General features: G+C 66.2%; 22 protein-coding genes and 1 riboswitch. Of the genes, 10 read left to right on the top strand and 12 right to left on the bottom strand.

Annotation, left to right across the window (positions count from 1 at the left end):
• Positions 1-6: 6 nt before the first annotated feature.
• Both AC56LK_RS19205 and AC56LK_RS19200 read right to left on the bottom strand, forming a co-directional pair.
• A complete protein-coding gene (locus AC56LK_RS19205; protein WP_497186084.1) occupies positions 7-2,085 on the bottom strand; it encodes an MASE4 domain-containing protein in 2,079 nt (692 codons plus the stop codon).
• Positions 2,086-2,159: 74 nt separating this feature from the next.
• Positions 2,160-2,309 (bottom strand): hypothetical protein, encoded by a 150-nt coding sequence (locus AC56LK_RS19200; protein WP_497186083.1) that lies wholly within the window; start codon positions 2,307-2,309, stop codon positions 2,160-2,162.
• A gap of 169 nt (positions 2,310-2,478) precedes the next feature.
• On the opposite strand from AC56LK_RS19200, the gene ylqF reads away from it, so the two are divergent.
• Positions 2,479-3,426, top strand: a complete 948-nt coding sequence (gene ylqF / locus AC56LK_RS19195) for a ribosome biogenesis GTPase YlqF (protein WP_497186082.1) — start codon at positions 2,479-2,481, stop codon at positions 3,424-3,426.
• Positions 3,427-3,490: 64 nt separating this feature from the next.
• Here ylqF and AC56LK_RS19190 read toward each other — a convergent pair whose 3' ends face one another.
• Both AC56LK_RS19190 and AC56LK_RS19185 read right to left on the bottom strand, forming a co-directional pair.
• Positions 3,491-4,378, bottom strand: a complete 888-nt coding sequence (locus AC56LK_RS19190) for a hypothetical protein (protein ID WP_497186081.1) — start codon at positions 4,376-4,378, stop codon at positions 3,491-3,493.
• The gene (locus AC56LK_RS19185; protein WP_497186080.1) at positions 4,375-6,579 is read right to left on the bottom strand and encodes a M1 family metallopeptidase; all 2,205 of its coding nucleotides are present in this window, start codon (positions 6,577-6,579) and stop codon (positions 4,375-4,377) included. The genes AC56LK_RS19190 and AC56LK_RS19185 overlap by 4 nt, the downstream gene beginning before the upstream one ends.
• A 114-nt stretch (positions 6,580-6,693) precedes the next feature.
• A riboswitch (cobalamin riboswitch) is annotated at positions 6,694-6,928 on the top strand.
• Between the two features lie 78 nt (positions 6,929-7,006).
• Here AC56LK_RS19185 and AC56LK_RS19180 point away from each other — a divergent pair.
• The 4 genes from AC56LK_RS19180 to AC56LK_RS19165 all read left to right on the top strand — a co-directional run bounded on the left by AC56LK_RS19180 (position 7,007) and on the right by AC56LK_RS19165 (position 10,994).
• Positions 7,007-9,007, top strand: a complete 2,001-nt coding sequence (locus AC56LK_RS19180) for a TonB-dependent receptor (RefSeq protein WP_497186079.1) — start codon at positions 7,007-7,009, stop codon at positions 9,005-9,007.
• A complete protein-coding gene (locus tag AC56LK_RS19175) occupies positions 9,007-9,915 on the top strand; it encodes a cobalamin-binding protein (protein WP_497186078.1) in 909 nt (302 codons plus the stop codon). Before AC56LK_RS19180 ends, AC56LK_RS19175 begins: the two co-directional genes overlap by 1 nt.
• A 90-nt stretch (positions 9,916-10,005) precedes the next feature.
• Positions 10,006-10,668 (top strand): thiol:disulfide interchange protein DsbA/DsbL, encoded by a 663-nt coding sequence (locus AC56LK_RS19170; RefSeq protein WP_497186077.1) that lies wholly within the window; start codon positions 10,006-10,008, stop codon positions 10,666-10,668.
• A complete protein-coding gene (locus tag AC56LK_RS19165; RefSeq protein WP_497186076.1) occupies positions 10,665-10,994 on the top strand; it encodes a hypothetical protein in 330 nt (109 codons plus the stop codon). The genes AC56LK_RS19170 and AC56LK_RS19165 overlap by 4 nt, the downstream gene beginning before the upstream one ends.
• A gap of 6 nt (positions 10,995-11,000) precedes the next feature.
• On the opposite strand, the gene AC56LK_RS19160 is transcribed toward AC56LK_RS19165, so the two are convergent.
• Genes AC56LK_RS19160 through AC56LK_RS19145 form a run of 4 tightly spaced genes read right to left on the bottom strand, consistent with a single transcriptional unit; the run spans position 11,001 to position 13,760 of the window.
• Entirely contained in the window at positions 11,001-11,597 is a 597-nt protein-coding gene (locus AC56LK_RS19160; protein ID WP_497186075.1) for a DUF6151 family protein, read from the bottom strand.
• Positions 11,594-11,899 (bottom strand): antibiotic biosynthesis monooxygenase family protein, encoded by a 306-nt coding sequence (locus tag AC56LK_RS19155; RefSeq protein ID WP_497186074.1) that lies wholly within the window; start codon positions 11,897-11,899, stop codon positions 11,594-11,596. The genes AC56LK_RS19160 and AC56LK_RS19155 overlap by 4 nt, the downstream gene beginning before the upstream one ends.
• On the bottom strand, positions 11,896-12,435 hold the full coding sequence (gene lptA / locus AC56LK_RS19150) for a lipopolysaccharide transport periplasmic protein LptA (protein WP_497186073.1): 540 nt from the start codon (positions 12,433-12,435) through the stop codon (positions 11,896-11,898). The genes AC56LK_RS19155 and lptA overlap by 4 nt, the downstream gene beginning before the upstream one ends.
• 23 nt (positions 12,436-12,458) lie before the next feature.
• A complete protein-coding gene (locus tag AC56LK_RS19145; RefSeq protein ID WP_497186072.1) occupies positions 12,459-13,760 on the bottom strand; it encodes an ATP-binding protein in 1,302 nt (433 codons plus the stop codon).
• A 261-nt stretch (positions 13,761-14,021) separates the two neighbouring features.
• Here AC56LK_RS19145 and AC56LK_RS19140 point away from each other — a divergent pair, with 261 nt between their 5' ends.
• The 3 genes from AC56LK_RS19140 to AC56LK_RS19130 all read left to right on the top strand — a co-directional run bounded on the left by AC56LK_RS19140 (position 14,022) and on the right by AC56LK_RS19130 (position 16,855).
• Complete coding sequence (locus tag AC56LK_RS19140; protein WP_497186071.1) at positions 14,022-15,248, top strand: protease complex subunit PrcB family protein; 1,227 nt, start codon at positions 14,022-14,024, stop codon at positions 15,246-15,248.
• Between the two features lie 69 nt (positions 15,249-15,317).
• Positions 15,318-16,157 carry a MipA/OmpV family protein gene (locus AC56LK_RS19135; protein ID WP_497186070.1) on the top strand — a complete coding sequence of 280 codons (840 nt, stop codon included), beginning with the start codon at positions 15,318-15,320 and terminating at the stop codon, positions 16,155-16,157.
• Positions 16,157-16,855, top strand: a complete 699-nt coding sequence (locus tag AC56LK_RS19130; protein ID WP_497186069.1) for a hypothetical protein — start codon at positions 16,157-16,159, stop codon at positions 16,853-16,855. Before AC56LK_RS19135 ends, AC56LK_RS19130 begins: the two co-directional genes overlap by 1 nt.
• 30 nt (positions 16,856-16,885) lie before the next feature.
• Here AC56LK_RS19130 and AC56LK_RS19125 read toward each other — a convergent pair whose 3' ends face one another.
• The gene (locus tag AC56LK_RS19125; protein ID WP_497186068.1) at positions 16,886-17,575 is read right to left on the bottom strand and encodes a response regulator; all 690 of its coding nucleotides are present in this window, start codon (positions 17,573-17,575) and stop codon (positions 16,886-16,888) included.
• 167 nt (positions 17,576-17,742) lie between these two features.
• Here AC56LK_RS19125 and AC56LK_RS19120 point away from each other — a divergent pair, with 167 nt between their 5' ends.
• A complete protein-coding gene (locus AC56LK_RS19120) occupies positions 17,743-19,713 on the top strand; it encodes a S9 family peptidase (RefSeq protein WP_497186067.1) in 1,971 nt (656 codons plus the stop codon).
• On the opposite strand, the gene AC56LK_RS19115 is transcribed toward AC56LK_RS19120, so the two are convergent.
• The gene (locus tag AC56LK_RS19115; protein WP_497186066.1) at positions 19,706-20,788 is read right to left on the bottom strand and encodes a tartrate dehydrogenase; all 1,083 of its coding nucleotides are present in this window, start codon (positions 20,786-20,788) and stop codon (positions 19,706-19,708) included. The two genes, AC56LK_RS19120 and AC56LK_RS19115, sit on opposite strands and share 8 nt — an antisense overlap.
• 97 nt (positions 20,789-20,885) lie before the next feature.
• Here AC56LK_RS19115 and AC56LK_RS19110 point away from each other — a divergent pair, with 97 nt between their 5' ends.
• Entirely contained in the window at positions 20,886-21,785 is a 900-nt protein-coding gene (locus tag AC56LK_RS19110; protein ID WP_497186065.1) for a LysR substrate-binding domain-containing protein, read from the top strand.
• A 55-nt stretch (positions 21,786-21,840) separates the two neighbouring features.
• Here the strand turns inward: AC56LK_RS19110 and AC56LK_RS19105 are convergent, their stop codons facing one another.
• Positions 21,841-22,419 carry a superoxide dismutase gene (locus AC56LK_RS19105; protein WP_497186064.1) on the bottom strand — a complete coding sequence of 193 codons (579 nt, stop codon included), beginning with the start codon at positions 22,417-22,419 and terminating at the stop codon, positions 21,841-21,843.
• An 89-nt stretch (positions 22,420-22,508) separates the two neighbouring features.
• Positions 22,509-23,879: an exodeoxyribonuclease VII large subunit gene (gene xseA, locus AC56LK_RS19100; protein WP_497186063.1), complete on the bottom strand. Its 1,371-nt coding sequence runs from the start codon at positions 23,877-23,879 to the stop codon at positions 22,509-22,511.
• Positions 23,880-24,870: the final 991 nt, after the last annotated feature.

Below are 24,870 nucleotides of genomic sequence, written 5' to 3'. Positions count from 1 at the left end.
AAACGTTCAGGCGGCAGTGGCGCCTTCGTGCAGGACGGTGCGTACCGCATGCGCCAGCTCGTCGCGGCCATAGGGCTTGCTCAGCAGGCTGACGCCTTCGGCGAGCTTGCCGTCGTGGATGACGGCATCTTCGGTATAGCCCGAGGTGAACAGCACGCGGATCGCCGGATGGGCGGCGCGCGCCAGTTCGGCCAGCCGGGTGCTGCTGGTAGCGCCCGGCATGATCACGTCGGTGAACAGCAGGTCGATGCGCGCGTGCTGTTCCAGCACCGTGCGCGCCTCGTCGGCGCCGGCGGCGCTCAGGATGCGGTAGCCGAGTCCCGACAGCATGGCGGCGACGTTGGCGCGGATCTCGGCTTCGTCGTCGACCACCAGCACGGTTTCGCTGCCGCCCACCGCCTCGCCCGGCTGCGCCGGCTTCTTGTCCACCGCCGATGCCGGCGTGCGCGGCAGCAGGATGACGATGGTGGCGCCCTGGCCCGGTTGGCTCTCGATGTCGATCTGGCCGCCGCTCTGCTTGACGAAGCCGTAGACCATGCTCAGGCCGAGGCCCGTTCCCTTGCCGACTTCCTTGGTCGAGAAGAAGGGCTCGAAGGCGCGCTGCCTGACTTCCGGCGTCATGCCGCAGCCGGTGTCGGCGAAGCTGATCTGTACCGCCTCGCCCTCTGCATGCACCAGGTTGCGCACGCCGATCGTCAGGCGTCCGCTTCCTTCCATTGCGTCGCTGGCATTCAGGGTCAGGTTGAGGATGGCATTCTCCAGCTGCTGCGGATCGACGATCACGTTCCAGGCATCGGCATCGATCTGCAGCGCGATGTCGATGCGTTCGCCGACGGCGCGCTTGAGCAGCACGTCCATGTTGGACAGCACCTGGGCCAGGCTGGTGGGCGCCGGCTGCAGCGGCAGCTTGCGCGCGAAGGACAGCAGCTGCGAGGACAGGCGGGCGCCGCGCCGCACCGCATCCTGGGCCGAGACGCAGCGCGGCAGGATCTTCTCGTTCCCGGCCGCGAACATCCTGATCAGGTCGAGGTTGCCGCTGATGATGTGCAGGACGTTGTTGAAGTCATGCGCCACGCCGCCGGTGAGCTTGCCGATCGCTTCCAGCTTTTGTGCGTGCAACAGCGCGTCGCGCGCCTCTTCCAGCGAGCGGGTGCGTTCGGCAACCAGGGACTCGAGGTGCAGCTGGTGGCGCTCCAGCTCCTCCTTGGCCTCGGCCAGTTCGCCCGCATTGAGCGCGGCGTTCAGGTAGACCCGGTTCACTTCCTTCATGTACAGCGCCAGCATCACCAGTGCCGACACCAGCGCATTGATGCGGCCGACGTACCAGCCGATCGACAGGCGCGCGCCGCCGGCCATGGTGATGGCATTGTCGAAGGCGAGGGCCAGCATCGCCACCCCGAGCCAGGCGCTGATCGGCGTGGCGAAGCGGGTCGCGCGCCACAGCATGAACAGCGCCAGCATGATGATGGCCTGGATCAGCGGTGCATAGCCGGTGCGGGTGATGGCGCTGAAATCGCCGCCGCTGTCCATCGGCGGCAAGGCGTCGTGGAACACGGTCACGGCGACCAGGGTCGCGCCGAGCGCGGCGCAGGTCAGCAGGACGCAATGCAGGAAGCCGCTCTCCGCGCTGGCCACCTGCGCGCCCGGCCGGCGCAGCTCGGCGAGCGCGTAGGCGAACAGCATGCCGCTGGCGCCGATATGCCAGAAGAACCAGAGCCAGATCGTGGTCTGGGCGCCGCCCAGCAGGCGGGTGTCGGCGACGAAGGCGTTCGGCAGCGACAGGAACTGCGCGAGCAGCACACCGGCCGTGTAGATGCAGCCGCCCCACAGCCACAGCATCGCGCGGAGCCGGGTCTGTTTGAAGTAGCCGTGGATCAGGTAGGCGGCGACCAGGTAGGCGCCGATCAGGGCGGTCTGGTAGGAAGGCACGAAGGCGGGGATGTTCGGCCACTTGTGGGCCGCCAAGGGCATCAGGCCGGCGCTGACGATGCCGATGAGCACGGCGGCCAGCATGGCCTGGCGCTGGAAGGGAGCGAGTGCGGACTGCGGGGGTGTCGTCCGCAGGCCGTCGAAAGTGGATTGCATGGGGCTTCCTGCGCGTTGCCTGAGGGAAGTCCCGAGAATAGCATTGTTTATCTTGCTTGATAGAAATTGTGTCGTTAACCAGACAGCAGCGGGAAACGATCGATGAAGCAGGCCGCACCGATCATCGCGCACAGCACGCCGAACGCGAACCAGCGTCCCAGCGACTTTTTCGGCGGGAGCGCGATCGCGGCCCAGCGCGGCGTTTTCCTTGGCAGGTGGTGCATGATGCATCTTCCGGATGCGGCCCAGCGGGCGGAAACGCCAGTCTGCGCCGATGCGCTGCAAATACATTGCATTGAATCAATAGACTGTCGCTTCAGGCCTGCTGTTTTTTCCCGATCCGGCCGCCAGCGTAAAATAGCGGCTTGATTGAAGTATTTAAGAAAGCACAGCATGTCGATACAATGGTTCCCGGGGCACATGAATGCGGCCAAGAAGGAAGCCGCCGAGCAGATGGAGAACACCGACCTGGTGATCGAAGTCCTCGACGCCCGCCTGCCCGAGGCGAGCTGCAACCCGCTGGTTGAGCAACTGCGCAAGTTCCGCCAACGCCCTTGCCTGAAGATCCTGAACAAGACCGACCTGGCCGACCCGGCCGCAACGGCGGCCTGGAAGGCCTATTACGACGCGCAGGAAGGCGTGACCGCCTACCCGATGACGACCAAGAAGCCGGCCGACGTCGCGCGCATCCCGGACATCTGCCAGTCGCTGGCGCCGCACCGCGGCGTGCCGACCAAGCCGCTGCGCATCATGATCATGGGGATCCCGAACGTCGGCAAGTCGACCCTGATGAACGCGCTGCTCAAGAAGCGGGTGGCGAAGGTGGGCGACGAACCGGCCGTGACCAAGACCCAGCAGAAGCTCTACCTCGGCAAGCACATCGTGCTGGTCGACACCCCGGGCATGCTGTGGCCGAAGATCGCGATGGCGAGCGATGGCCTGATGCTGGCCGCCAGCCACGCGGTCGGCTCGAATGCCCTGATCGAAGAGGAAGTGGCGGAGTTCCTCGCCAACTCGCTGCTGGAACGTTATCCGCAGCTGCTCACGGCCCGCTACGGCTTCAAGACCGAGGGGCTGGACGGCATCGCCGTCATCGAGAACGTGGCCCAGCGCCGCGGCTTCCGCGTGCGCGGCGGCGAATTCGACTACGAGAAGGCGGCGCACGTGCTGCTGCACGACTACCGCACCGGAGCGCTGGGACGAATCAGCCTCGAAACGCCGGTCAGCCGCGCCGCGGCGCTGGCGCGCCACGCGGAAGAGATGGCGGAAAAGGCGCGGATCGCCGAAGAGAAGGCAGCGGCAAAGGCGGAAGAGGCGACGCGCGGCAAGCGCGGGACCTGACGCTTTATCGCAGGGTGGACTGTCTTACGCCGTCTACCCCACGTACTTCCAGACCGGAACCGGATCAGCGTGCCTGCATGTCGCGCGCCAGTTCCATCAGGCCGAACAGGCGCGCACAGCGCATCCAGGCCAGCGCCAGCACCGCCAACTGGGCCAGCAGCAGGCCGCCGAGCAGGCTGCCCGCGCCCAGCGCCGGGACGTGCAGGCGCGCCAGCGCCAGCGCGGCCGCGAGCAGCAGGCCGAGTGCGGTGAGGCCCAGGTACAGGCCCAGCACCGCGAAGGGACGCTGCACCAGCAGTCCGAGGCCGTCGCACCAGGCCAGCACCGCCGAGCTGCGGCGGCGGTCGAGCGCCTGCACGGCGCGCCCCAGGTCGAGCGAGGCGTGGGCCAGCAGCACCAGCAGGCCTGCCACCAGTGACGCACCCATGACCGCGCCGTCCGCCTGGCCGTCGGCGGCGTCCAGCACCAGCGCGCCGACAAAGGCGGCGACGCCGAGCGGGACCACGGCCCACAGCAGCATGCGCAGCAGGCGCCCGTATTCGCGCACCCCGCCGGCGGCCAGGGCCGCGAAGCCGAGCGCCGCCGGCGCCCGTGCGGCAGTGATGGCCGCGCCGGTGAGGAGGGGCGACAGCAGCAGGGTCAGCACGAGCGCGACGCCGCCGCCGCCGGCAAGGGCCGAGGCATGCCGGGTGTGCAGGCTCATGACGTCGGCGATGGCGACCAGGTCGAGGCGCCGGGCCAGCGCCGCAGCGTGCACCGTATGGTCGAAGGCGGCGCCCAGCATGGTCCAGAGCGGCAGCGCGGCGGCCAGGGTGGGCAGCAGCAGCCCCAGCAGCCAGAGCAGCATCAGGCGCCACTGCAGGGCAGGGCGCAGCGACCGCAGCAGGCTGTTCCCGGCAGCCGGCGCGGCCTGCGCCTGCGTCGGTTCGAAGGTGGCGGCGGTTGTCGTCATACGGTGGCGATCAGGGACAGGATGAGTTGGAAGAAGGCTGCCGCATCGGCCGTCCAGCGGGTCGATGCGCTGCGGTCAGGCGCCATGGCACGGCTGTCGTCGAGTTTGTTGACGTCGAGGTAGTGAGCGCGGCGCGGATCCAGTTCGGCCGACACGGCGCGCGCCGGCTTGACCCAGCTGAAGCTGCGCCACTTCTCGTCGGGCGAGGCTGCGTTCCACGCGACCGTTTCGCTGCTGCCATCCGCGAAGCGCACCACCAGCGTCTGCGGCACGGCGGCGCCGTCGCGGCGCAGGGTCACCTCGGTGCGCCACGGGAAGGGGCCGAGGCCGTCCCTGGCCTTCGGGTTCCCCTTCTCCCACTCGGCACGCAGCTTCGCGATACGCTCCTCCACCGCCGCGCGCGATTCTTCGACACGCTTGCCGTTCACGACACGGGTGCCGGCGAGCGGAAGTTCTTCCTCGCTCGTCAGCTTGGCCACACGGTCGTCCACGCGCGCCGTGGCATAGATCTGCTTCGCGAAGACATCCTCGACGGCGGCGCGTTCGCCGCTGCCGTCGGCGAGCGCCTCGCGCAGGTCGGCGACGCCCGGGTGGCGGAATTTCCAGCGGCGGTAGTATTCCTTGAAGCCGCGCTCCATCGCCTCGCTGCCGATGCGTTCTTCGAGGTCGCGCAGCACGACCGCGCTGCGGGTGTACACGGGGCCGATGCCCTGCAGGCGCCGCCAGGCGTTCTGCCCCGGCGCGTCGGCGGGCCGGTCGCGCGGCATGACCAGGCGCATGCCGTCGAAGCCCTCGAAGGCCGGATCGATGCCGATCCGCTTCAGGAAGCCAGTGGCCGGATAAATCTGCTGGCCGCGGTCGCGCATCATGCGGCTCTCCCAGTACGAGTTCAGGCCTTCGTCGAGCAGGGGTTCCTCGAACTCGTTGCTGGCCACGATGCCGTAGAAGTAGCCATGGCCGAATTCGTGGATCGTCACCGCGTCGAGATCGAAGGCGGCTTGCGTGTTCGGCGCCACCTCGGCATGGCCGGAGACGGTGAAGAAGGTCGGGTACTCCATGGCACCGGCTTCTTCCGCGCCTTCGGGCGGAATCACGACGGTGAGGGTGCGGTAGGGATAGGGGCCGAGCGCGCGCGAGAAGTAGGCCAGCGACTCCTTGGCCGCCTTCATCGCCGGCTTGGCGCTGGCCTCGTACTCGGGCGGATAGAGCACCTGCACGGTCACGTTGGGGCTGCCGGGACCGGTCCAGGTCTCCACCAGCGGGCGGGCGCTGCGCTTGTCCGCAGTCCAGGCGAAGTCGTGCACGTCGTGCTGCAGGTAGCGGTGGGTGAGCATGCCGTTCTTCTCGACGGGCGCGCCCTGCAGTTCGCCGGTGGCGCCGACCGTATAGCCCTGCGGGACCGTCAGGCTGACGTCGTAGCTGCCGAAGTCCGAATAGAACTCGGAATCCAGGTGGAACTCGTGCGCGTTCCAGCGTGGTGCCGTGGCGCCGCGTTCGCCCGGCAGTTCGAGCACCGCGATCTTCGGGAACCACTGCGCCACCAGGTGGAAGCTGCCGTAGTAGCCGGTGCGCGCGATCACGCGCGGCAGTTGGGTGCTGAAGGCCATGTCGAGCGTGGTGGAGGCGCCCGGGGCGACCGCTTCGGGCAGGTCGAGGCGCGCCACCGTGTGGTCGGTGGCGGGCCCCTGGTCGGGCTGGACGAAGCGCCACGCGACCCGGGCGCCGCCCTGGCTGACGCCCTGCAGGCTGATGTGGCCCCATTCGCCGTCGCCGGTGCCGACGCCGCTGCGGAAAGCCTCGCCGCGCCGGCGCTGCTCGGTGAAGAAGCTGCTGCCTTCGCCGGCGAAGGCGTTCATGTAGAGGTGGACGTAGACGCTGCGCACCTCTACCTTGCTGCGGTTGCGCCAGGTGAGCTGCTGGCGGCCGCTGACCACGTGCCTGACCGGGTCGAGGGTGGCGGCGATGCGGTAGCTCACCACGCGGTCGGACAGGGTCGCGTGGTCGCCGCTGCGGATGCCGCCCCAGGCGTCCGGGCTGCTGGGGACGGCGACGGCGGCGGCGTCCGGTGCCGCCAGCGCGATGCCGTCGAGCGAGGGCGGGACGGCGGGCGCCGGCGCGTCGGCCCAGGCGAGCCAGGCGCCGCCTACCCCGAGCGCCAGCAGCGTTGCCGCGAGCACGTCGTGCTTCCATCGGATCTGCATGCAAAACTCCCTGTTTTGGTATGAGCGCGACTATATCCAGAAGATTATTAAACTTCCAAGCTTTTAGGATGGAAACGCAAATAGGGCGACAGAAAGCGCAAAAAGCTTGTCAGGTTATAATCTCGGGGTTCTGGTGCCCGCGCATGCCCTCCGCATGCGCAGTTAAACGGGAAACACGAGGCAAAGGCGCTGCGCGCCTACGCCGAGGTGTGCTGCCCCCGCAACGGTGAACAAGCATCGCTACTCTCCCGAGAGCGATAGGCCACCCCGATAACCACTGTGCATCGCATAGGAAGGTGGGGCGGTCCGTCTTGCAAGCCCGGATACCGGCCAGACAGGTGGAAGCGCCGACGTGTTCATCGCCTGCGGCTTCCGTTGAAACCGGTGTGCGGGGACGCAGGCCGGTGCCATTACCGAGAACATCCACATGAAATTTGCTGTCGTACCACGCAGCGCGCCGGCGTTCAAGCCGCTCGCGCTGGCCTGCGCCCTGTCGCTGTCCGTCCTTGCCGCCGATGCGCTGGCACAGGAAGCCCTTCCCTCGATCGTCGTCACCGGCGCGCGCTTCCCGGCGCAGACGGCCGCCGCGCCGATCGGCGCCACCGTCATCACCGCCGAAGACATCCGCCGTGCCGGCGCCACCGACGTCAATGCCGCGATCCGCAAGGTCGGCGGCGTCTACGGGCGCCAGAGCCTCGATGCGTCGCCGGACTTCGCGCTCGACCTGCGCGGCTTCGGCTCGAACAGCGCCCAGAACCTGGTGATCCTGGTCGACGGCGTGCGCCTGAACGAGAACGAACTGAGCAACGCGGTCCTGTCCAGCATTCCGGTCGATACCGTCGAGCGCATCGAGATCCAGCGCGGCGGCAGCAGCGTGCTGTATGGCGAAGGTGCGACCGGCGGCGTGATCAACATCATCACCCGCCGCGCCGGGGCAAGCGGTACCCACGGTTCGCTGTTCGCCGAAGCCGGGCGCTTCGATGCCCACGACCTGCGCGGCTCGCTGAGCCATGGCGCCGGTCCCTGGTCGCTCGACGTCGCCGTGGCAGACCGCGGCACCGACAACTACCGCAAGAACAGCGAATTCAAGCAGAAGACCGCCAGCGGCGGGGTGCAATACAGCTATGGCGCGGGCCGCGCCGGCCTGCGCTTCGAGCGTTCGGAACAGGACGCGCGCTTCCCCGGCTCGCTGACCGAAGCCCAGTACCTGGCCAATCCGCGCCAGACCCTGACGCCGGACGATTTCGGCACCCTCGACACCGACCGCTATACGGCCTTCGTCGAGCACCGCATCGGTGCGGTCGAACTGGCCGCCGAGCTGTCGCGCCGCGAGCGCGAAGTCGAAGCCAGCTACTTCTACATGTTGGGCGGAACCAAGGTCGCCTCGCATTCGCGCTACGACGCCAGCCAGACCCAGTTCTCGCCGCGCCTGCGCCACACCGCCGCGCTGGGCGACAAGCGCAACGAACTGGTGGCCGGCCTCGACCTGGTGCGCTGGGAACGCCAGACCAGCTCCGATTTCTCGCGCGGCGCCGCCGAGCAGGATGCCAAGGCCGTCTACCTGCGCAACGAGATCCTGTGGAACGCGCCCCACAACGCGCGCCTGGCCATCGGCGGCCGCCACGAGCGCTTCACCAAGGACTACTCGGATCCGCTGGCCTTCCCGCCGGTGCTGAACGAGCACCGCAAGCAGTCGATCAATGCCTGGTCGCTGGAAGGCAGCATCGACGTGCTGCCGCAGGTAACCGTGTTCGCCAAGGCCGGCCGCAGCTACCGCATCGCCAACGTGGACGAGAACAGCCTGCGTTCGGGCCCTGAGGTGCTGGCGCCGCAGACCTCGCGCGACCTCGAGCTGGGCGTCAGCGCCGGTTCCGCCGTGCGCCAGATCAGCGCGCGCCTGTTCCGCCACCGCCTGAAGGACGAGATCTTCTACGATCCGACCATCGGCTGGGGCGCCAACACCAACCTCGACCCGACCCGCCGCCAGGGCATCGAAGTGGAAGGGCAGCATGCGGTTACCCGGGACCTGCGCCTGAGCGCCAAGTGGCAGCGCGTGGACGCCGAATTCACCGGCGGCCGAGATGCTGCGTACCCCAATGCCGGCCGCGAGATGGTGCTGGTGCCGAAGAACGTCGTGACCCTGCGCGCGGCATGGACGCCTGCCGGCGGCCACAGCGCCGACATCGGCGCCCAGTGGGTGGACAGCCAGCGCTATGGCAGCGACTTCAGCAACAGCTGCGGCGCGCGCATCCCGTCGTATACCACGCTCGACGCGCGCTACGCCTACCGCGTTGGCGGCTGGGAAGCGGCCGTCAGCGGGCTCAATCTGGCGGACCGCCAGTACTACAGCAATGCCTTCGGCTGCCGTTCGGGCATCTACCCGAGCGACGGCCGCCAGCTGAAGCTGTCGCTGCGGTACGCGTTCTGATGGATTCGCCCCGACTTGCCGCAGCGGCGCTGCTGGCGCTGGCAACTGCCGGCGCCGGGGCCGCGGTGACCGTGGTCGACGATGCCGGCCGCCGCGTCACCGTGCAGCAGCCGGCCCGCCGCGTCATCTCGATGGCGCCGCACGCCACCGAGCTGCTGTTCGCGGCCGGCGGCGGCGCGCGCGTGGTCGGGGCCATGAACTACAGCGACTACCCGGAAGCGGCGAAGACCATCCCTCTGGTCGGCAGCAACAGCGTGATCGACATGGAGCGGGTGCTGGCCCTGAAGCCCGACCTGGTCGTGGTCTGGCACAGCGGGAATACGGCGCGCCAGATCGCCCAGATCGAGTCGCTGGGCGTGCCGGTCTTCCACAGCGAGCCGCGCAAGCTGGCGCAGGTGGCCGACAACATCGAGCGCCTCGGGCAGCTGCTGGGCACCGGCCCGGCGGCGTCCAGCGCCGCTGGCGCGCTGCGCGGGAAGCTGGCCGGGCTGGAAGCGCGCTACGGCGGGCGTTCGCCGGTGACGGTGTTCTACCAGATCTGGGACCAGCCGCTGTACACGCTCAACGATGCGCAGATTGCCAGCGACGCGATCCGCGTCTGCGGCGGGCGCAATGTGTTCGGCGGGCTCAAGGTCGTCGCGCCGGAGGTCAGCCTCGAAGCGGTGCTGGCGGCCGATCCCGAGGCGATCATGGCGGGCAAGCGGTATGATCCGGCCAATCCGGGACTGAAGCTGTGGGAGCCCTACAAGAGCATGACGGCGGTGAAGCGGGGCAACCTGTTGACGGTGAATGGCGAACTGCTGACGCGGCCTGGCCCGCGGACTGTCGAGGGCGCCGCCTTGCTGTGCGAGGCCCTGGACGGGGTGCGGCAGCGCCGGCCCCGCGTTTCCCCCGCGTTAATTCCGTAAGCAAATGCAAAATTCAGCCCTTCCTCAGAATCAAGGGCGAAAAAAGTGGTAATCTCCCGGCGTTTGCTCAATCACTTGTGAAGGAAACCTATGCGTTCTCTGCGTTTTGCCCTCATCGCCGCCACCATGGTCGCCAGCACCGCGTTCGCGTCGCCTGCCGACCCGAAGAACGGTGTCGACTACCAGACCCTGAGCGCGCCGCAGCCGGTGCAGGCAACGGGCAAGAAGGTCGAGGTCATCGAGTTCTTCGCTTACCACTGCCCGGCCTGCAACATGCTGGAGCCGGCCTTCAACGGCTGGATCAAGAAGCAGGGCGACAACATCCACGTGCGCCGCATCCACCTGCCGTTCCAGGGCCCGGCCGATCCGGAAGCCCACCTGTTCCTGACGCTCGAAGCGATGGGCAAGCTCGACCAGTATCACCACCGCGTATTCCAGGCCGTGCACGTCCAGCGCCAGCGCCTGATGAAGGATGAGCAGATCATCGAGTGGGCAGTGAAGAACGGCCTGGACCGCGCCAAGTTCATGGAAACCTGGAACTCCTTCGGCGTGACGACCAAGCTGCGCCGCCTGAGCCAGATCTCGGGCGCCTACAAGGTCTCCGGTACCCCGACCATCATCATCGACGGCAAGTACGTGGTGTCGCCGAGCCAGGTGGCCGAGGCCAACAAGATCCAGGACGTCGGCCAGATGCTGCAGGCCACGACCCAGGTCATGGACGCTCTCGTCAAGAAGGCGGCTGCCACGAAATGAGCAATGACGTCGAACGCGAAGTCCTCAAGATGTACGATGGGTCCCGGCCCAACGAGGACGACCTGTTTGAAACCAGCAATGTGAACCACGTGGCGTGGTCGCTGGCGGTGTTCTTCGCGGGCTTGGCCGTCTGGCTCGCCATTTGCCTCGTCAATGCCGAGAACCAGCGCTACGCCCTGATGACCAACAAATGCCCCGATCCGCTCTTCAAGGGCGGCATCGACAAGGCATGTCTCGTGACCGTGCGCTCGCGCGACCACTGGTGGGAACACCTGTGGTACGGCGTGACCCACGTGCGTGCGCGGCCCGAGCAGGGCGGCCGCTGATCCTTTCTAGCGCTGGCCCTGTGCGGTCAGCGCCTTCCTTTCTTCCAGCGACAGCACCTGCACCGGTTTCACCGGCTCGTCGCTGTCCGGCCGGAAGAAGGGATTGTTCCTGTATCCCCCTCCCAGGCGCGCCTTCATGAGCATGGCGCCGACCTTGACCACCACCCAGGCCGTACTCAGGCCGCTCGAGGCGACCGGCTTCGTGGCCGTCGCCGTCTGGGTCCGGCAGCGCAGCGGCCCGAGCGTGCGCGCGAGTTCCGCATCCGGCGCATCCAGGCAGGCCCGCACCAGCCCGACGTAGGACGTGCGCGGATCGCGCGGCGTGTTGCCGACCGGCGTATGGCAGCAGCTGGCGTACCAGCGGTACAGCCCCTTGGGGCTGAGCGACATGCAGGCCAGGTGCTCCAGGCCGGCGTCGAAGCGCACGGCCGCGGGCAGGGTGGCGGCCACCTCGGTCCCGCCGGCCTCGTCGAGCACGCCGCTGGCGAGGAAATGGCCGTAGGCCTGGCAGTCCTTGCAGTAGCACACCGCGCGCGCGGCCACGCGCGTCTCGGCGACCTGGCCGCGCAGCTTGCCGCAGCGGCAGCGTAAGGCAATACTCATTGTGTACCTCCGTCGAGGACCATCGTGTAATGCTCGACGGTCGGGAAAGGATCGTAGAAATGGTGCAGCAGGGCCTTCCACTCCTGGTAGCCGGGCGAGCCGCGGAAACCGATGGTATGGTCTTCCAGCGTCTGCCAGTTCACCAGCAGCACGTAGCGGTTCGGCCGCTCCAGGCAGCGCTGCAGCTGGTGGCTGGCATAGCCCGGCATGCCGGCGATGATGCCGGAGGCCCGGCGGAAGGCCGCTTCGAAGGCGTCTTCCTGGCCGGGCCGGACGTCGAGGGTGGCGACTTCGAGGATCATGGCTGTGCCTTGCGTTTCGATTGCAGGGTAATGGTGTTGCGCCCGCCGCCCGGACGGTCTTCGCCCGTGCTCGTATTGCGCAGGCTGAATTCCTCGGTGCGGCTGTCGTAGGAGATGTATTCGCCTTCGGCCTCTTCGGTCTGGAGCCCGCCGAGGGTGCGCCTGACCTTCGCCTTCGACATCAGCTTGACCATGGCCGAACGGTCATCGTACTCCACGCGGTCGGCTTCGCCCTCCATCCAGCGTTCGCCGGGGCCGTCGGCCTTCTGGCGGAAGCGCACCTTCTTGCCGGGATCGGCCTGCAGCAGGATGCGCTGGTAGCCTTCCGGCGACTCTTCGACGCGGCCGCCGTCGGCGCTGATCGTCAGGGTGCCGCGCGTCAGTTCCACCCCGCCCGCGACCATGAAGCTGCGGGTCAGGCTGTTGGCATCGCAGGAGCGGCAGCTGATCTGCGTCGGTTTATAGGCATCGGCCTTCTCGGCCGCCGCCTGGCCCGCCGCGGCAAGCAGCACCGCCAAAAGGATGGAGCGTTGCATGGCTGGTCTCATGGGTTGTCGTCTCAGGCGGGCAGGGTGATCAGGAAGCGCGCCCCGCCCAGCGGCGCGCTGTCGGCGCGCAGGCTGCCGCCGTGCAGCGCCACCGCCTTGCGCGCGATCGACAGGCCGAGGCCGAAGCCGCCGGTGGCGCGGTCGCGGCTGCGGTCGAGCCGGTAGAAAGGCTCGAATACCTTGTCGCGTTCCTCTTCCGGAATGCCGGGGCCGTCGTCGTCCACGGTGATCTCGACGCCGCCGGCGCCGCGCGTGGCCGACAGCAGGATGCGGCCGGCCGCATATTTCTGGGCATTGCGCAGCAGGTTGCAGACCGCCCGCGCCAGCAGGCGGCGGTCGAGTTCGAGTTCGCCCAGGTCGTCGCCGAAGGCGCAATCGAGCGCATGCGGGGAGGGCGGCAACATCTCGGTGCATTCGCGCAGCACCTCGGCCAGCGCGGTGGGCGCGACCTGCAGCTTGCGTGCGCTGTCGAGCTTGCTCATGTCGAGCAATTCATTGACCAGGGAATTCAGTTCGTGCAGGTCGCCCTCCATGCCCCGGATGCGCTTGCTCAGGTCCGGATCCTTGGCGCGCGCGTCCAGCAGTTCGAGGCCGAATTCCAGCCGCGCGATCGGGGTGCGCAGTTCGTGCGACACCGAATGCAGCAGGCTCTTCTGCGCTTCCAGCAGGTCTTCGATGCGGTCGGCCATGTGATTGATGCGTTCGGCCAGCGGGTAGATGCTGGCCGAGGGCTTCATCTGGGCGCGGGCGGTCAGCTTGCCGCTGCCGAATTCGTCCGCCACGCGCGACAGCGACTGCAGCCCCTGCCAATGCGCGCGCGACCACAGCGCGATCGGCAGCAGCAGCGCCACCGCGACGATCACGTAGCGCAGCGCTTCCATGATGAGCGCCTGCTTGACGTCGACCGGCAAGTTCTGGGCGCGCAGCACTTCCTCGTGGCTGCCGATGTAGCGCTCGCCCTCCAGGTCGACGCGCCGGTAGAAGCTGCGTGCGGCGGGATCCAGCACCAGCTCGCCGCGGTCCAGCAGCGCGCGCCGGCCGGCGGGCAGGGCCTGGCGCGCATCGGCCAGCGGTACCAGGTCATAGCGCACGTCCGACACGATGCGCACATTGTTCAGCCGCACCAGCCACTCGTCCGGCGGCGCCTGGTCGACGTATTGTTCAAGCAGGAAAATCTGGGCCGCCGCCTGGCGGCGTGCGATGTCCTCGAGCGGGTCCCCGAACAGCCGGCTGAAGGCGAAATAGATCACGAAGGTAGCCGCCGTGATCGACAGCATGACCAGCACGAAGAAACGGAAGAAAATCCGGTTCACGTGCCCATCCTGCATAACCGGCGGTGTCGAATTGCTGCCCTACACATAGTATCTCCTTGACAGCATTGTATAGGAGCAAAGGAAGCTTGGTTAGCCCCGCCGGCCTTACAAATTGATGACAATTCATCGACAGTTCGAGGGGGAATGCAAGGCGGCGATTTCTTACTATGCTCAACATCAGGTTCAGGATTATCTGGTTTTCCGTTTGCCCGCCTGATATGCGAGTGTCGGCGGGTTTTTTTATTCCTAAGGAAGCGATCGGTGGAGAAGAAGAAAATGAGCAAGGTCGGACGCACTCTCATCACCGCCGCCATGGCCGGCGTGACCCTGGCAGCCTGCGGCGGCGGTGGCGACACCCCTGCCGTCATGCGCAACCAGCAGGCAGGCATCGTCGTCGGCGAGCCGAATGGCGGCGTTCCGGTCGTTTCCGAGTACATCAAGATGGCGCAGGAGGCTTCCTGCGCATCGACCCGCAACAAGCTCTTCCTGGTCGACGGCAAGTACGTGCTGTGGGACCGCGCCGGCAATTGCGCCGACAATTCCTATGGCCAGGTCCTGATGGGCGCGACTCCGCAGGCCGTGCTGTGCTCGGCGGGCGACAGCATTGCCGGCCCGCGCACCGGCTGCACCGACGAGAGCAAGCGTGCGCTGTTCGACACCATGCTGAAGAATCTCGACAAGGCCGACCTCGGCCTGGGCGCCGGCCACAAGGTCGAGCCGGTCAGCTTCCTGCCCAAGTCGGACACCCCGGTCGCCTACAAGACCATCGTGACCGACTCCTTCTCGGGCGTCGAGGCGGCGCGCGAAGTCGTGATCAAGGACGCCGCCGCCTGGTCGGCCCTGTGGGCCGAACACAGCAAGGCCCGCATCGCCGCGCCCGAGGTCGATTTCTCGCGCGAGATGCTGGTGGCCGTATTCCTGGGTAATAACCCGGTCTGCGGCAGCTTCGACGTGGTGCACGTCGGCGCCAAGGACGGCAAGCTGCTGGTCGAATACGAAGTCCGCGACCTGTCCCCGGTGGCGCTGTGCCTGGCCGCCATTACCCAGCCGATGCGCGTGATTGCGGTGCCGAAGCTCGATGCGCCGGTGGAAATCCGCAAGATCGTCACGGACTATCCGAATTTCACGACTGTCGAGCCGGCGGTCCGTACCGCGATCCACAGCGAGCGCAACGTGGTCGTGCGCGACGAGGCGGCCTGGGCCACCCTGTGGGCCGAGCATGCGGGCAACGAACATGCCCTGCCGAAGATCGATTTCAGCAAGAAAATGGTGATCGGCGTGTTCCGCGGTCCCAAGCCGAGCACCTGCCACGGCGGCGGCGTCAGCTCGGTGGACTTCGAGGGCGGCAAGCTGAAGGTCGGCATCGTCGACACCGTGCCTGGTCCGGGCATCGTCTGCGGCATGATGATGGTCTACCCGGCCCACCTGATCGTGGTCAACCGCAGCGAGGCGCCGGTCGAATTCCTGACCCATGCTCGTACCCAGTAGTAACAATGCGTGAGAGTTTGGCTTGCCCGACGTAAAATATCAGGCTCGCCAAAACCGATTGTTGAACACATGAAAAAGCTCTTCGCCCTGGTCCTGGCTGTCTCGGGAAGCGCCGCCAGCGCACAGACGCCGACCACCAACCCGATGCCCGACGGCAGCCGCGACATGTATGCGGGGCTGGGCGTCGTGTCGGGCCCACGCTACGAAGGGGCGGACAGCAGGAAGACGAGGGCATTGCCGGTGCTTCAGGTCCAGTGGAGCAACGGCATGTTCATTTCGGGCATGAGCGCAGGGATGCACCTGTCCGCCAACCCGACGATCGAATACGGCCCGCTGCTGGCGATCCACCCGCGCCGCACCGAGTCGGGCACCGGTGGCGAGATCGGCGACGTCGCCGGCGCCAGCCTGCTGCCGACCGCGCTGCGCGCCTTCCCCGGCAACCCGCTGGCCGGGATGGAAGAAATCAAGACGCGCCCGGAAGCCGGCGCCTTCTTCAACTATTACCTGTCGCCGTCATGGCGCCTGACCAGCTCGGTGCTGGCCGGCGCCGGCAACGACCGTAACGGCGTGCGCGGCGAGATCGGCATCCAGCGCCTGGCCATGGAACTCGCGCCGCACCACACGGTGTCGGTGTCGGCCGGCCTGGGCTTCGCCAACCGCGCCTACCAGCAGTCCTATTTCGGCGTCACCGGCGCCCAGGCGGTGGCCAGCGGCAATCCTCCATACCGCCCGGACGGCGGCCTGAAGGACCTGCGCATCGGCGCACGCTGGAACTGGGTGCTGTCGCCCTCGTGGATGCTGACCTCCAGCCTGCAGGCCACCCGCCTGGCCGGCGACGCCCGCCATAGCCCGCTCGTCGAGCGGCCCACCAACCTGACGGTTTCGACCGCCTTCGCCTACCGGTTCTGATGATGCGACTCGCACACGCCACCGCATGCGTCTGCCTCCTGAGCACGGCCACCCTGGCCGCGGCACAGGTGCAGCCGCAGGCCTCGGAGTGGGCGAGCTACCGCGATGCCTACCGTACGGTGGTGGTGTTCGAAAAGTACGGCGGCGCCAAGAACCTGCTGCAGAACCACCTGCAGCTGCTGCCGCGCGAAAAAGGCGTCCTGGGTGAGGGCCTGCAACTGGTCCTGACCGGCAAGAGCGTACAGACCAGCCTGGCGCTGGATGCGCTCGGCCGCGGCGTGCTGCCGCTGATGAAGGCGGCCTACGACGAGAACGCCGTGCTGGCCCCCGGCCGCAGGATCGGGCCCTTCGGCCTGCGCGCCCGGGTGACGATCGCGCCGCAGGCCGACAATGTCTACGACACGGATGAGCTGCGCGCGGCCTGCGAACAGGCGCTGGCGTATGCCCGCCACGTCGACGCCACGACGCGCTCGCGCCAGTGCGTGGGGGTGCGCATGGTGTTCCCGAAGAAGGGCGTGGAGACCTCGGTCAAGCTGCGCCGTCCGGAGGGCGAACAGGCGCTCGCCGTCACGCCGGGACCGGCTTTCGGCGGCGACCCCGATGCCGACTTCCCGGCCGTGAACTACCGTTTCGGCGCCGAGCGCGCCCAGCTGATCACCTTCAGCGCGCCGCTGGCGATCGTGCCGTTGTTCGAGTGAGGCGCATGGCGGGCCGGGCGGCCCGCCGTCTCAATTCCAGGCCGACGGCGAGAACAAATAACCCTCGCCCCACACCGTCTTGATCTTCTCCGATTCCGCATCGTCGAACTTGCGGCGCAGCTTCGAGATGCAGTTGTCGATGCTGCGGTCCAATCCATCGAACTCGATACCGCGCATCTTCTTGAGCAGGGCGTCGCGCGACAGCACGCGGCCGGCCGCTTCGGCCAGCACCAGCAGCAGCTTGTATTCGGTATTCGACAGCACGCAGGGCTCGCCGCGCCAGACCACGCTGCGGTCGGTCGTGACGATGCGCAGCGCGCCGAACTGCAGCACGCGGCTGTCGACGCCGCCCTTGGCCTGGGCCGTGCGCCGCATCAAGGCGCGCAGGCGCGCCAGCAGCACGCGCGGCTGCACCGGCTTGTTCACGAAATCGTCGGCGCCCTGTTCCAGGCCCGAGACTTCGTCGTACGAGTCTTCGCGCGCGGTGAGGATCAGGATCGGCACCTCGGACATCTCGCGGATCTGGCGGCACACCACCATGCCGTCGAGTCCCGGCAGCATCAGGTCGAGCACGACGACGTCGGGCGACAGGGTCTTGAAACGTTCCAGCGCCTGGTCGCCGCGGGTGACCAGGTCGACCGCGAATTCGTAGCCAGACAGGTATTCGGTGACGAGCTCCGCCAGGCGCGCATCGTCTTCCACCAACATCACTCGGTACATGCTTGATTCTCCTTGGTCCGAGATTGTATCGAACTACCTGCTCGGCAGCACAGCCCCTACAAAGGGGGGACATTCGGATACAAGTGGTGACATGTATATCGCCGGGCCGACATCGTGTAAAGTTGGAATGCAGTAATGCCAACACGACCCTACACGGAGAATACCGGATGAGACCTGTACGCCGCCCGCTCGGGCTGACCCTGATTGCAACCCTGTTTGCCGCCGGCGCGGCCCTGGCCCAGGAGGCCCCCGTCGCACCCCCAAGCGCGATGGTGCTGGAGAACGTGCCGCCGGTCCGCGCCAGCCTGGCCAGCCAGGTGGCGAAGTACAACGAGTTCAAGCCGACCTCGTATGCGTCCTGGCACCCGACCAGGCTCGAGATGATCGTCTCGCGCCGCCACAACAACACGCCCCAGCTGTTCCGCGTGGCGAAGCCGGGCGCGCCGCTGGAGCTGATGACCGACTATGCCGAACCGGTGCGCAGCGCCCAGTATGAACCGCGCCACGGCAAGTTCTACGTGTTCGGCCGCGATACCGGCGGCAACGAGGTGTTCCGCGCCTACCGGCGCGATGTGGGAAGTGCCGACGCGATCCCGGTCACGCCGGACAACCGCCGCGTGCAGGACACCGCCTGGGCCAGGAAGAGCGGCAAACTGCTGTACGTGACGGTGCCGGTCGGCCGCCAGGGCTCGAACGACCAGATCACCTCGACCATCAGCATCGCCGATCCGCTGCAACCGGAACAGGCGCGCGTGCTGGCCGAACTGCCGGGCGGCGGCTGGGGCTCCTTCGCCTTCTCGCACGACGACAAACAGCTGGTGTACAGCGAGTACGTGTCGGCCAACGAATCCTATCTGTGGCTGATGGATGTCGCCAGCGGCAAGAGTCGCCGCCTGACGGAGAAGGGCGGAGAGAAGGTCGCCTACGGCAATGCCGTGTTCGCGCGCGACGGCAAGGGCGTCTACACGACCAGCGACCGCGGCTCGGAATTCCGCCGCCTGGTCTACATCGACCTGGCCAGCGGCAAGGAGACCGTGCTGACGCCGGAGATCAACTGGGACATCGACGACATGGACCTGTCCGAGGACGGCAAGCTGCTGGCCTTCGTCGCCAACGAAGACGGGACCAGTGTGCTGCGCATGATGCGCACCGCGGACCGCAAGCTGGTGGCCCGGCCCAAGCTGCCGATCGGCGTCATCGGCCGCATCGAGTGGCACAACAACAGCCGCAACCTGGCCTTGTCGCTGTCCTCGGCGCGCAGCCCGTCCGAGGTCTACAGCATCGATGCGAAGACCGGCGCGGTGACGCGCTGGACCCAGCATGAGAAGATGGACGTCGACATGAACAAGTTCGTCGAGCCTGCACTGGTGCGCTGGAAGTCCTTCGACGGCCGCATGATCTCGGGCTTCGCCTACCGTCCGGATACCGCCAAATTCCCGGGCAAGCGCCCGGTGGTGATCAACATCCACGGCGGGCCGGAAGGGCAGTCCACGCCGGGCTTCCTGGGCCGGAACAACTACTACACGGACGAGATGGGCCTGACCGTCATCTACCCGAACGTGCGCGGCTCGACCGGCTACGGCAAGAGCTTCCTGAAGCTGGACAACGGCAAGCTGCGTGAGGATTCGGTGAAGGACATCGGCGCGCTGCTCGACTGGATCGCCACGCAACCCGACATGGACGCCTCGCGCGTGGCGGTGGTGGGCGGCTCCTACGGCGGCTACATGACGCTGGCGGTATCGACCATGTACCCCGAGCGCATCGCCGCGGCGATCGATATCGTCGGCATCTCGAACTTCGTCACCTTCCTGGAACGCACCGAGAGCTACCGCCGCGACCTGCGCCGCGTGGAGTACGGCGACGAGCGCGATCCGGAGATGCGCAAGTGGATGGAGGCGACGGCGCCGGCCAGCAACGCGGCCAAGATCAGGAAGCCGCTGTTCGTCGTGCAGGGCAAGAACGACCCGCGCGTGCCCTGGCAGGAGGCCGACCAGATCGTGGCCACGGTGAAGAAGAACGGCACGCCGGTGTGGTACATGACGGCGAACGATGAAGGGCACGGCTTCGGCAAGAAGGCGAATGCCGATTACCTGTTCTATTCGACGATCGACTTCCTCAATACCTACCTGCTCAAGTAGCCGAAGTAGCGGTTGCGAGGTACTCGGCGAGTGCCTTGCCCACCTCCGTCGTACTGGCCGTGCCGCCCATGTCGGGCGTGCGCGGCCCGTTCACCAGGCAATGCTCCATCGCCCGCACGATTGCATCGTGCGCGTCCTTATAACCCAGGAACTCCAGCATCATCGCCCCCGACCAGATCATGGCGATTGGGTTCGCGATGTTTTTCCCGTAGATGTCCGGCGCCGAGCCGTGCACCGGCTCGAACAGCGAGGGGAAGCTCCGTTCCGGATTCAGGTTGGCCGAGGGCGCGATGCCGATCGTGCCGGTGCAGGCCGGACCGAGGTCCGACAGGATGTCGCCGAACAGGTTCGAGGCCACCACCACGTCGAAGCGCTCGGGCGACAGCACGAAGCGCGCCGCCAGGATATCGACGTGGTACTTGTCCCAGCGGACTTCCGGATAGGCCTCGCCCATGACGGCGAAGCGCTCGTCCCAGTAGGGCATCGAGATCGCGATGCCGTTCGACTTGGTGGCCGCGGTCAGGTGCTTCTTCGGGCGGCGCTGGGCCAGCTCGAAGGCGTACTTCAGGATGCGGTCGGTGCCGTGGCGGGTGAAGATCGCTTCCTGCAGCACCAGCTCGCGCTCGGTGCCTTCGAACATGCGGCCGCCGACGGCCGAGTATTCGCCTTCGGTGTTCTCTCGCACCACGTAGAAGTCGATGTCGCCCGGCTTCTTGTTCGCGAGCGGGCAGGGTACGCCCGGCATCAGGCGCACCGGGCGCAGGTTGACGTACTGGTCGAACTCGCGGCGGAACTTCAGCAGCGAGCCCCACAGCGAGATGTGGTCGGGCACCGTGTCGGGCCAGCCGACCGCGCCGAAGAAGATGGCCTCGCAAGCGTCGAGCTGCTGCTTCCAGTCGTCCGGCATCATCTTGCCGTGCTGGAGGTAGTAGTCGCAGCTGGCCCATTCGAAGTGGGCGAACTCCAGGCCGATGCCGAAGCGTTGTGCAGCCGCTTCCAGGGCGCGCAGGCCCTCGGGCATGACTTCCTTGCCGATGCCGTCCCCGGCGATCACGGCGATCTTGTGCTGCTTCATGGCTGGCTCCTGGTGCTGTTTGTATGCTGGGGATCAGTTTAGCAAGAAAACGCTGCGTTTATAATCCCCTGTTTCGTAGCGTGATAGAACACGAATCGTGAATAATCAAATCGAGAACGGCGACCTGCGGGTCTTTGTCGAAGCGGTCCGCAAGGGCAGTTTTTCGGCGGCGGCGGAAGAACTGGGGATGTCGGCGGCCTTCGTCAGCAAGCGCATCGGCGTGCTGGAAGCGATGCTCGGGGTGCGCTTGTTCGAGCGCTCGACGCGGCGTGTCGTGATCACGGAAGAGGGCGAGCAGGTCTACGCGCGGGCCCAGCAGATCCTGGAGCAGCTCGACGACATGCTGGACGACGTTTCCGAGCGGCGCCAGGAACCGGCCGGGCGCCTGCGCATCTGCAGCAGCTTCGGCTTCGGCCGCAACGTGGTGGCGCCGGTGATCGCCAGGCTGGCGGCGGCGCATCCGAAGCTGCAGATCCGCTTCGAGGTGTTCGACCGCCTGGTCGACACGGTGGCGGAAGGCTTCGACCTCGACGTGCGCATCGGCGAGGAGCTGCCGCCGCAGCTGGTGGCGCGCAAGCTGATGGACAACCACCGCATCCTGTGTGCCTCGCCGGCGTATATCGCGCAGCACGGCGTTCCCAAGTCGCTGAAGGAACTCGCGAGCCACCAGTGCCTGGCGATCAAGGAGCGCGACCATCCCTTCGGCACCTGGCGCCTGCGCGGCAAAGGCGGCGAAGAAGAGACCGTGCGGGTGGCGGGGGCGCTGTCGACCAACCATGGGGAGATTGCGCTGCGCTGGGCGGTGGAGGGTGCGGGCATCGTGCTGCGCTCGATGTGGGATGCGCGGGCCTATCTGGACGAGGGCAGGCTGGTGCAGGTGTTGCCCGAATACACCCAGCCGGCGAGCGTGTGGGCGGTGTATCCGCAGCGGCTGGCCGGGTCGGGCAGGGTGCGGGTGTGCGTGGATTTCCTGCGCCGGCACCTGGCGACGGCCTGAGATAAAAAAATGGCCCGCAATTGCGGGCCACTCTTCATGCGTGAACGAGAACAGCTTACGCCATGTTCTGGTTCGCGAATTCCCAGTTAGCGACATTCCAGAACGCTTCCAGGAACTTGGCGCGGGCGTTGCGGTAGTCGATGTAGTAGGCGTGTTCCCAGACGTCGGCGGTCAGCAGGGCCTTGTCCGAAGTGGTCAGCGGGGTGCCGGCGTTCGAGGTGTTGACGATGTCGACGCTGCCGTCGGTCTTCTGCACCAGCCAGGTCCAGCCCGAGCCGAAGTTGCCCAGTGCCGACTTGTTGAACTCTTCCTTGAACTTGTCGAACGAGCCCCACTTGGCGTTGATCGCGTCGGCGACCTTGCCGGCCGGTGCGCCGCCGCCGTTCGGCGACATGCAGTTCCAGAAGAAGGTGTGGTTCCACACCTGGGCAGAGTTGTTGAACACACCGCCCTGCGACTTCTGGATGATCTCTTCCAGGGACATGTTTTCGTACTCGGTCCCCTTGATCATGTTGTTCAGGTTGGTGACATAGGTCTGGTGGTGCTTGCCGTGGTGGTATTCCAGGGTCTCGGCCGAGATGTGCGGTTGCAGAGCATCTTTAGCGTATGGCAGTGCCGGCAGGGTATGTTCCATGTTCTATTCCTTGTGCGTTGGTTGGACGGGTTTTGTTCCAAAACCGCGCTATTCTAAACCGGATAACGCGATGTTGCATGCTTGGCCATTCAAGCGTTTTCATCCAGCGTGCTCTGCACGCTGGACACGACGATGTCGGCGCTGCCGCCCGCCAGCCTGACGTTCAGCTTGTTGCGCGCCTTGACCTGGGCCGGGTCGCGCAGCACCTCGCCCTTGACGTTGCGGACGATGGCATAGCCGCGCTCCAGCGTACGTTGCGGGTTCAGCAGTTCCAGCTGGGCGGCCAGGGCGTTCAGGGCGTCGCGCCGTCCTTTGACCGCGTTGCACAGGCTGGTGTTCAGGTGGCGCCCGTTGGCGATCAGTTGGGCGCGCAAGGTCCGCATGTCGGGGCGGTGGCGCATCCAGCGCTGCTGCAGCTGGGCCAGCACCAGGTTCCGGCGATTCACCGGCGTGCGCACCGCGTGGGTCAGCGCGGCCGCCATCGACAACAGCTTGACGCGCTGGTGGCGGATCTGCGCCGATGGGCTGAGCAGGCGGCGGCTGTAGTTGTCCAGGCCCTGGCTCGCTTCCGACAGGCTGCGGCGTATCGCGCGGCGCAGGTCCAGCGCGTCGGCTTCGAGCGAAGCCAGCCAGTCCGCGCGCGGCGTGGCCGCCAGTTCGGCGGCGGCGGTCGGCGTGGCGGCGCGCACGTCGGCGGCGAAGTCGGCGATGGTGATGTCGGTTTCGTGGCCGACACCCGAGACCACCGGGATCTGGCAGGCGTCGATGGCGCGCGCCACGCATTCCTCGTTGAAGCTCCACAGGTCTTCGATCGAGCCCCCGCCGCGGCAGACCAGCAGCACGTCGGCTTCCTGGCGGCGCGAGGCGGTCATGATGGCTTCGGCGATCTTGTCCGCGGCGAACTGGCCCTGGACCGGGGCAGGGTAGAGGATCACGCGCACGTGCGGCGCGCGGCGGCGCAGGGCGGTGAGGACGTCGCGCAGCGCGGCGGCCTGGGGACTGGTGACGATGCCGATGGTGCGCGGGAACAGCGGCAGCGGGCGCTTGCGCTCGGCGTCGAACAGGCCCTGGCTGGATAACTTCTCCTTCAGGCGCAGGAAGGCTTCATAAAGCTGGCCGACACCGGCGCGGCGGATGGTCTCGACATTGATCTGGTAGTCGCCGCGCGCGCCGTACAGGGTCACCAGGGCGCGCACCTCGACCTTGTCGCCTTCGCGTGGGTTGAAACCGGCATATTGCGCGCGGCTGCGGAACATGACGGCGCGCACCTGGGCGGCATCGTCCTTCAGCGTGAAATACCAGTGGCCGGACGCGGCGCGCGTGAAATTCGAGATTTCACCGCTGATCCAGGCCAGTGGAAAACTTCGTTCGAGCAGGCGCGCGACCTGCTGGTTCAGGGCCGTCACGGTCAGGACGGGTGCTGCCTTGTAGGCGGAGTCGGCGTCGGGTTGGAATTCCATGGCTGCGTCAGTGCTGGGGCAAAGCTGATGCTTATGTCATATCTTGGCGAAAACGACAAGCCTTCACCGCCAGGCGTGCGCACGCCAAGCGAAGTTGCCATTTTTCAATGCATTCTATTGGAAGGCTTTGAAATCAATGACTTGCAGAGGGGTCTTCAGGCATTCATACGACTTTATCCACAAAATCTGTGGGCAACTCATCCATAAGACTGCGGACTGCAAAACCGAAGAATAACGCGGGTGAGAAAATTCCAGCCGCGGCCATGCTTAAAAATGACGCTAGGAAATTTTATTGTTATAGATCAATGGCTTATCGGACCGAGCTTGCCTTTGCAAACAATGTTGTCCACAAAAAGTGTGCACAACAAGGTCTGGCGCAGACTGGGGCAGGGCAAACTGTGTTCTTAGTCATTTGCATCTTTCGCAGGCAGTGAGGAATGATCCCTTAAGAATCAACAGCTTAAGCCTGGGCATACAGGCTTCACCACATTCTTATCCACAAAAAATGTGCAGATCTGAATTTTCTTTGCCACCCTGTCTCTACAGCTGAATAAGTCATGCAGGAAACAGGATTCATGCACGCATTCCCTTGCTATATTGCTGAGTGATGAAATTTTGTGCAGCGCAGCTTTTTTGTTTTGGATCAAACACTTAGGCATCGGAATAGGTCCTTGCTCACATTTTTGTCCACAAAAATTGTGAGGAACCACACAGTGACCAGGCGTGAAGACTACATTGCCACACTGCCTGTTTTTTGCGCTGTGGAAATTTATCTTAGTAAATCAAAGACTTAGCAAGTCACGGATGCCATTGCGCACAATTTTGTCCACAGAATTTGTTCGTAACTGCGAACCCTTGAGCTGGATCAATACGAAACCCACATACCAGGAAGCATGCGCTTCTACCGGTGCTGTTTTCTTGCGCAGGCGCAGAATGTCCTTTGAAATCAACGCTCTTCCGCCAAGCCAAGGGCCTTGCGCACATTTTTATC

Source organism: Telluria sp. ZB4P36, from assembly GCF_059685865.1.
This window is presented reverse-complemented; position numbering and strand designations above follow the sequence as displayed.